We start from the raw sequence: 6,912 nt of genomic DNA on the forward strand, positions 1-6,912 counted from the left end.
GCTCCACGCGCGCGTGGAGCCCCTTCCCGGGGGAGGCGGGCCGCCGTCAGCGGCCGAAGTGGAACCAGTTCACGTTCACGAAGTCCGCGGGCTGTCCGCTGGTGAACGTCAGATACACGTCGTGCGTGCCAGTGACCGAGGAGATGTTCGCCGGGACCGTACGCCACGACTGCCAGCCGCCCGTGTTGCCGAGTGCGAAGCTGCCGATGGGCGGGTTGCTCCGGCTGTCCAGCCGCACCTCGACCAGACCGCTCACCCCGGTGCCGGCCCCGCTCGCCACGCGGGCGACGAACTGGCGGGCGGGCGTGGACCCGAAGTCGACGCCCCGGTAGAGAGCCCAGTCGCCGTTGGCGAGGGCGCCGATGTTCTGCCCGCCGCCCGTGTCGGACGTGGACTCGGTGAACACGCCGGACTGGCCGTCGAACGACTCGGCCTGGACGGCGCTGTACGCGTCGCGGTTGCCGGTCGGCGGGGGAGTGGTACCGCTCCCGCCGGCCGACAGCACCTGGACGTAGTCGACCACCATGGAGTGACCCGGGACCGTCCCGGCGTCCGGCCCGCCGCCGAAGGCGTCCGGGAAGCCGCCGCCCATCGCCACGTTGAGGATGAGGAAGAAGCCGTGGTCCGTGGCGTTGGTCCAGGTCGTCGCGTCCACCTGGTTCTCGCGGACGGTGTGGAAGTGGGTGTTGTCGACGTAGAAGCGGATCTCCTCCACGCTCGTCGAGCGGTCCCACTCCAGGCGGTAGGTGTGGAACCCGGCCTGGCAGGTGGTCCCGGGGCACGCGGTGGAACCGCCGATGCCGCTGGTCTCGTTGCACGGGCCGCCCGGCGAGGTGCCGCAGTGCATGGTGGCCCACACCGTGTTCAGGCCCTGGGTGTTCTCCATGATGTCCAGCTCGCCGACGGCGGGCCAGTTCCAGTAGTTGCCCCGGTAGGGCGCGCCCAGCATCCAGAACGCGGGCCAGTAGCCCTTGGCGGCGGCGCCGGTGACGTTCGGCACCTGGATGCGGGCCTCGACGCGGAGCGTGCCGCCCGCCGGGGGCTGGAAGTCGGCGCGGTTGGTCTCGATCCGGCCGGAGGTCCAGCGGCCGGACGCGTCGCGGCGCGGGGTGATGCGGAGGTTGCCGTTGCCGTCGAGGGAGACGTTGTCGGTGCTCGACGTCATGGTCTCGATCTCGCCGGTGCCCCAGTTGGCGGGGCCGCCGGGGTAGCCGGTGCCGGTCGCGTAGCGCCAGTTCGTGGTGTTCACGCCGGTGCCCGCGGCACCGTTGAAGTCGTCGACGAAGACCTGCGTCCAGCCGGACGGGGGCGGCGGGGCCGCGGCGGTCGCGGACGGGGCGGTGACCGTCGTCGCGGCCGCCGCCAGGCCCAGGACGCCGACGGCGGCGACCAGGACCCGCCGCAGCGGGCCCCGTCTGTGCGAAGTGCCGGAGGGTGCGCTCATGTGGGGGTGCCTCTCGGTACGGGTGGATGCGCGGGTGCCGCAGAGAACGCCCCATGGCAGATTGAGAGCGCTCTCAGGGTGCGCCCAATGTGCTCGCCGCCACGGCCGACGTCAAGAGGTGAAACCGAGAAAGTCCCACCCGTGCACAGGAGTTCACTCCCTGAAGGGGAAACGGAGGAGGTGACGAAGCAGGGAGCGAACCCCTGAGGGGAGCGCACGGATCAGCCGGCGGTCTCCCGGTACGCGTACACGGTCGTCGCCACCGCGCACACCCCCGGCTGGATCATCTGGGCGCGGAGGATGCCGGTGCCCGGGTCGTAGTCGACGCCCTCCGTCTCGTAGCCGCCGCCGGTGCACGCGCTGCGCTGCGGCAGCGCGAACAGACTCGTCACCGTGCCGGTCACGGCTCTGCCGTCCAGCGCGTGCGGCAGGTCCACCTGGAGCAGCGGGCGCGGCTCGGGGAAGTGCGTGCCCGACGCGTCGTTGGAGGCGCACACCAGACGGGTGTCCGTCACGAAGTCGCAGCCCTGGATGTCGCGCACCGGCCGGTCCAGCGTGATCTGCCCGGCCTCCACGAGGGTGCCGCCCGTCGCGGGGGTGCTCGGGTTCAGCAGCGGGGCGGGGAAGACCTGGAGCCGGTGCTGCTCGCCCCACTCCCCGGCGACCAGCCAGCGCGCGTCGGGTGAGACGGCGGCGAAGGAGTTGTTCACCTTCTCGCCCTGGCTCAGCGGGTGCACGTACTCGTAGCGCCTCCCGGCCGGGGTGGTCACCGCGAACATCTTCGACGTGGCCGTGTCCGCGCCCTGGTAGGCGTCGACGACATGGCCGCGCGCGATGTCCGGGTCGCCGACGTGGTTCCAGCCCTTGATCCGCAGGCTCAGCGGGATGTCGGCGAGCCCCCGGTACAGCAGGGAACCGTCCGCCTGGCTGGCGAGGCCCTGCCCGCCGCCCAGGGTGTCGGTGTACGCCGTTCCGGTCTCCGTCCAGAGCGGCGCGCCCGTGGCCGAGGCGGTGCTCGCGGCCAGGGCGAGGGCACCGGTCAGGGCGGCGACGGTGAGAAGTTGACGCTTCATCAGACTCCTGTCACACGTGGGAGATGGCGTTCGCATGGAACCACGTGCGAGGCGCGGGGTCACCGTCCCGGGAGGGAGCAAGCCGCGGCGAGTACTGTGCTTCACGTGCCGGCAGGTGATCGCGGTGGAGAGGCGGGAGCGGCGTGCAGCTGACGATTCTGGGCGGCGGCGGATTCCGGGTGCCGCTGGTGTACAGGGCCCTGCTCGGGGACCGCGGAGCGGGGCGGGTGACCCGGGTCGTCCTCCAGGATCCCGACGCCGGTCGGCTGCATGCGGTCTCCCGTGTGCTGGACGAACAGGCCGCCGGTGTCCCGGACGCCCCCGAGGTCGTCGCCACCACCGACCTCGACGAGGCGCTGCGCGGCGCAGACTTCGTCTTCTCCGCGATCCGCGTCGGCGGCCTGGAGGGACGCGCGGACGACGAACGCGTGGCCCTGGCGGAAGGGGTGCTCGGCCAGGAGACGGTCGGCGCGGGCGGCATCGCCTACGGTCTGCGGACGGTCCCGGTCGCGGTCGGCATCGCCGCCCGCATCGCCCGCCTGGCCCCCGACGCCTGGGTCATCAACTTCACCAACCCGGCGGGACTGGTCACCGAGGCCATGTCCCGCCGCCTCGGCGACCGCGTCATCGGCATCTGCGACTCGCCGGTCGGCCTCGGCCGCCGGATCGCCCGCGTCCTCGGCGCGACCGACCCGGCCGAGGCGTGGATCGACTACGTCGGCCTCAACCACCTCGGCTGGGTGCGCGGCCTGCGGATCGCGGGCCGCGACGAACTCCCGCGCCTGCTGGCCGACCCCGCCCTGCTCGGCTCCTTCGAGGAGGGCAGGCTGTTCGGCGCCGACTGGCTCCGGTCGCTCGGCGCGATCCCCAATGAATACCTGCACTACTACTACTTCAACCGCGAGACCGTCCGCGCCTACCAGGAGGCCGAGCGCACCCGCGGCGCCTTCCTGCGCGACCAGCAGGCCCGCTTCTACGCCGAGGCGGGCGATCCGGCGGTGTCCGCCCTGGCCGCCTGGGACCGCACCCGCGCCGAACGCGAGGCCACCTACATGGCGGAGAACCGGGAGAGCGCGGGCGCCGGCGAGCGCGAGGCCGAGGATCTGTCCGGCGGCTACGAGAAGGTCGCCCTCGCCCTGATGCGGGCCATCGCCCGCGACGAGCGCACCACCCTCATCCTCAACGTCCGCAACCGCGGCGCCCTCACGGTCCTCGACGCCGACGCGGTGATCGAGGTGCCGTGCCTGGTCGACGCCAACGGCGCCCACCCGGTCGCCGTGGACCCGCTGCCCGGCCACGCCACCGGTCTGGTCTGCTCGGTGAAGGCGGTCGAGCGGGAGGTGCTGTCGGCCGCCGAGTCCGGCTCCCGCACGACGGCGGTGAAGGCGTTCGCCCTGCACCCGCTCGTCGACTCGGTGACGGTGGCCCGCAGACTCGTGGACGGCTACCGAGCCGTCCACCCGGGTCTCGCCTACCTCGGCTGAGCGGCACCGAGCCACCCCGCGAACGGGCACGGGGAACTGCGCGGCCAGCCGCACGACCCCGCACCCGGCGCGGGACCTACAGCGAGACCACCTCGGCCGCCAGCCCGACGGAGTCGACCCGCTGCTGGGGCACCGACACCTGCCGCACCGGCCGCGGCCCCGCCACCACCGTGTAGTCCTGCCCCAGGAACGGCGGCGTGATCTCGCCCGGGTCGTCCCCGAGGGCCATCCGCACCGCGGCCCACGGCGCGTTGATCCCGCACAGCGACAGCTGGTGCAGCCCGCCGGCCGGCCGCGTGTTCACATCCATCAGCACCGGCCGCTCGCCGAACATCCGGAACTGGATGTTGGACAGATGGTGCAGCCCGAACCCCTCCGCGATCCGCCGCGCCGGCTCCAGCCACTGCTCGTGCAGCGTGAACCCGCGCCGCCGCCCGTTCTTGGTGCGGCCCACGGCCAGCCGCACCCGGTTGTCCGGCCCCGTGAGGCAGTCCACCGACACCTCCGGCTGCTCCAGCCGCGGCATCACCAGCCAGTCGACCGGCTCCTCCGCCCGCCGCATCGCCTCCACCACCTGGTCGAGCGGGACGTACGGGGACGGGAACCCTTCGAGGTGGAGGAGTGAGAAGGGGGCGCGCGTGACGACCCGGAAGCCCACCCCGCCCGCACCGGACACCGGCTTGAAGCACGCCCTGTGCCCGGCCGCCTCCAACGCCTCGACGGCCGCGACGAGTTCGTCGGCGTCACGGACCCGCCACCACGGCGGCACCGGCACCCCGATCGCCTGCACGGCCTCGTACGCGATCACCTTGTCCTGGAAGACGGCCACCGCCTGCGGCGGCGGCGCCAGCAGCACCGTGCCCAGCGCCTCGAACTCCGCGCGGTGCGCCACGATCGCCGCCTGGTGCAGCCGCGGCACGAACACGTCGATCCCGCGCCGGGCGCACACGTCGAGGGCGTACTCCACGTACGCCGCGGGCGACAGCCCCTCGGGCTCCAGCTCCGCGGTGTCGGCGGCGGCCAGCACGGGCGAGTCCGGGTCCCCGTGGGTCGCATGGATCTCCACGGCCCGATCGCAGGGATTTCGGCGCAGCTGATCCATGAAGAACACGTTCTCCGCGTACGTGCGGTTGAGCCAGACGCGTACGCGAGAGACCATTCAGGCCGCCTTTCACGGTTCGCGGGCACGGCGGAGCGGGGCCGGCCCGGCCAGGGGGATGAAGGGAGGGACACCGAACCGCCCCTGAGCGAAGGGGTTCGTGGCGGTGGTGTTGGGCAGATCATACGGCTTACCGGGACCCCGCGTGCAACGTGTGTGTTACGGCTCCTACCGCCGGTAAGGCGTGCGGTTCCGGCACGCCCGGCACGCCGACGACCGGTCACCCTTGCCCGACGCCGCGCACGTGTGTTCTCGTGGTGCCGTTCGCGTGGCGGGACGTGAAGGGAGGGCGACAGGTGACGTCGACGGCCGGTGGTGCCGGGCGGCTGCTGGCCATCAGTGACCTGCACATCGCCTACGAGGAGAACCGCGCGCTGGTCGAGGAGCTGCGCCCCGGGACCGACGACGACTGGCTCCTCGTGGCCGGTGACGTCGCGGAGTCCGTGTCCTCCATCGAGTGGGCGCTGAAGACCCTCGCGGGGCGCTTCCGCAAGGTCGTCTGGGTCCCCGGCAACCACGAACTGTGGACCCACCCCTCGGACCCGGTCACCCTGCGCGGCGTCGCCCGCTACGAGCACCTGGTCGAGATGTGCCGGCGCCTGGACGTCCTCACGCCGGAGGACCCGTACCCCGTGTGGGAGGGCCCCGGCGGCCCGGTCGCCATCGCCCCGCTGTTCCTCCTCTACGACTACTCCTTCCTCCCCGAGGGCTGCGCCACCAAGGAGGAAGGGCTGGCGTACGCGCACGAGACCGGGATCGTGTGCACCGACGAGTACCTGCTCCACCCCGACCCCTACCCGACCCGCGAGGACTGGTGCCGGGCCCGAGTCGCCGAGACCGAGGCGCGGCTCGCCGCGCTCCCCGAGGACCTGCCCACCGTCCTGGTCAACCACTGGCCGCTGGACCGGCATCCGACCGAGGTACTGTGGTACCCGGAGTTCGCCATGTGGTGCGGCACCCGGCTGACCGCCGACTGGCACCGCCGCTTCCGGGTCGAGGCCATGGTCTACGGCCATCTGCACATCCCGCGGACCACCGTGCACGAGGGCGTCCGCTTCGAGGAGGTGTCGGTGGGATACCCCCGTGAATGGCGCAAGCGCCCGCACCCGCCGGGCCGGCCGCGCCGCGTACTCCCCAGGGAGGCCTGAGCCCGGTGATCGAGGACCTGCTGCCCGACGCGGTGATCGCCGTCGAGGCCCACGGAAGCGACGAGATCGTGGAGGCGCCGCTGTTCCCGGGCGAGGAACGGTTCGTGGCGCTGGCCGTGGCCAAGCGGCGCCGCGAGTACGCCACCGTGCGCGCCTGCGCCCGCCGCGCCATGGAGAAGCTGGGAGTGCCTCCGCAGCCGATCCTGCCCGGCGAACGGGGCGCGCCGCAGTGGCCGGACGGGCTGCTCGGCAGCATGACCCACTGCGACGGCTACTGCGCCGCCGCGCTGGTCCGCGCCACCGATCTGGCCTCCCTCGGCATAGACGCCGAACCGCACGCCCCGCTCCCGGACGGTGTGCTGGAGGCCGTCGCCCTGCCCGCCGAGCGGGAGCGGCTGCGCCGGCTGGCCGCCGAGCGGCCCGAAGTGCACGGCGACCGGCTGCTGTTCAGCGCGAAGGAGTCCGTCTACAAGGCCTGGTTCCCGCTCACCGGGCAGTGGCTGGAGTTCTCCGAGGCGGACATCGACATCAGCGCCGATCCCGGCGGCCGGGCGCGCGGGCGGTTCCGCGCCGAACTCCTCGTGCCCGGCCGCCGGGATCGGCG

Annotated in this window: 6 protein-coding genes; 3 read left to right on the forward strand and 3 right to left on the reverse strand. The window is 73.0% G+C overall.

The features are described from left to right. Window positions 1-46 precede the first annotated feature (46 nt). Together CCN42_RS22855 and CCN42_RS22860 are read right to left on the reverse strand one after the other, a co-directional pair. The gene (locus CCN42_RS22855; protein WP_086738358.1) at window positions 47-1,444 is read right to left on the reverse strand and encodes a glycoside hydrolase family 16 protein; all 1,398 of its coding nucleotides are present in this window, start codon (window positions 1,442-1,444) and stop codon (window positions 47-49) included. A 221-nt stretch (window positions 1,445-1,665) separates the two neighbouring features. Then, window positions 1,666-2,517 carry a hypothetical protein gene (locus CCN42_RS22860; RefSeq protein ID WP_086738360.1) on the reverse strand — a complete coding sequence of 284 codons (852 nt, stop codon included), beginning with the start codon at window positions 2,515-2,517 and terminating at the stop codon, window positions 1,666-1,668. A 143-nt stretch (window positions 2,518-2,660) separates the two neighbouring features. On the opposite strand from CCN42_RS22860, the gene CCN42_RS22865 reads away from it, so the two are divergent. After that, window positions 2,661-4,001, forward strand: coding sequence for a 6-phospho-beta-glucosidase (locus CCN42_RS22865; RefSeq protein ID WP_086738362.1), 1,341 nt, complete (start codon window positions 2,661-2,663; stop codon window positions 3,999-4,001). 76 nt (window positions 4,002-4,077) lie between these two features. Here the strand turns inward: CCN42_RS22865 and CCN42_RS22870 are convergent, their stop codons facing one another. After that, window positions 4,078-5,160 (reverse strand): ATP-grasp domain-containing protein, encoded by a 1,083-nt coding sequence (locus tag CCN42_RS22870; RefSeq protein ID WP_086738364.1) that lies wholly within the window; start codon window positions 5,158-5,160, stop codon window positions 4,078-4,080. A 296-nt stretch (window positions 5,161-5,456) separates the two neighbouring features. On the opposite strand from CCN42_RS22870, the gene CCN42_RS22875 reads away from it, so the two are divergent. Together CCN42_RS22875 and CCN42_RS22880 are read left to right on the forward strand one after the other, a co-directional pair. Continuing rightward, window positions 5,457-6,308 carry a metallophosphoesterase family protein gene (locus CCN42_RS22875; RefSeq protein WP_086738367.1) on the forward strand — a complete coding sequence of 284 codons (852 nt, stop codon included), beginning with the start codon at window positions 5,457-5,459 and terminating at the stop codon, window positions 6,306-6,308. Window positions 6,309-6,313: 5 nt separating this feature from the next. After that, window positions 6,314-6,912 (forward strand): 4'-phosphopantetheinyl transferase family protein (locus CCN42_RS22880; RefSeq protein WP_086738370.1); only part of this gene is annotated, 599 nt, incomplete at its 3' end.

Origin of the sequence: Streptomyces glaucescens, from assembly GCF_002154375.1 — a bacterium.
In the GTDB taxonomy this organism is placed as follows: domain Bacteria; phylum Actinomycetota; class Actinomycetes; order Streptomycetales; family Streptomycetaceae; genus Streptomyces; species Streptomyces glaucescens.

What these genes read in the sequence shown, in the direction of transcription:
- CCN42_RS22860 (WP_086738360.1), bottom strand. Translation starts at nt 2,517, where the DNA reads ATGAAGCGTCAACTTCTCACCGTCGCCGCCCTGACCGGTGCCCTCGCC.
- CCN42_RS22855 (WP_086738358.1), bottom strand. Translation starts at nt 1,444, where the DNA reads ATGAGCGCACCCTCCGGCACTTCGCACAGACGGGGCCCGCTGCGGCGG.
- CCN42_RS22870 (WP_086738364.1), bottom strand. Translation starts at nt 5,160, where the DNA reads ATGGTCTCTCGCGTACGCGTCTGGCTCAACCGCACGTACGCGGAGAAC.